Consider the following 568-nt stretch of genomic DNA (forward strand, 5'->3'; position numbering starts at 1 on the left):
ACCAGTGCTTCCCCTCGTTCATTGATAGCGGGGAATGCAAGCACCTTGGTTTCAGGCGCTTTTTCTTTTAATTGGCCAGACAAATCATCAGTTGCCCACCGAGTGGCCATGATAATTTCACCGCTATTTTTTGATAAACGGGTCTTAAATGTCGAAACGTACCAGTTCCAAATTGATTTTTTAACAGTCTGGCTAAGTGCTTCTTTTGAGTTCTTTATCGGGTCATGAATAATACCGAGATCAACTTTTTTACCCGTTAATGGGCCACCTACCCCCGCACAAACATAGCCTCCTTTGTGGTTAGCAAGACCAAACTCATCAGAATTACGTTTAACTGCAATGCCATTCTCAGGCCTGTTGCCTAACCAAGTTTTAGGAAATAGCACACGATATTCATCGGACATCATAATTCGCTGAACATCGGTATTCATATCACCGGCTAAATCTGAGGAATACGACAGCGCACCGACACGCATATTTGGGTATTTACCAAAGAAATAGGCTGGAAGGTAACGCGAAACAATATCAGACTTACCATGTTGTGGAGGTGCTCCTAAGATTAACTTAG

General features: G+C 42.8%; 1 protein-coding gene. It reads right to left on the bottom strand.

What is annotated here, in order from left to right:
* On the bottom strand, positions 1-568 hold a 568-nt coding region (locus tag ABN217_RS19970), incomplete at both ends, for a terminase large subunit domain-containing protein (RefSeq protein ID WP_349459964.1).

This window comes from Proteus sp. fly-1067 (genome assembly GCF_040139345.1).
Lineage (GTDB): Bacteria > Pseudomonadota > Gammaproteobacteria > Enterobacterales > Enterobacteriaceae > Proteus > Proteus vulgaris_B.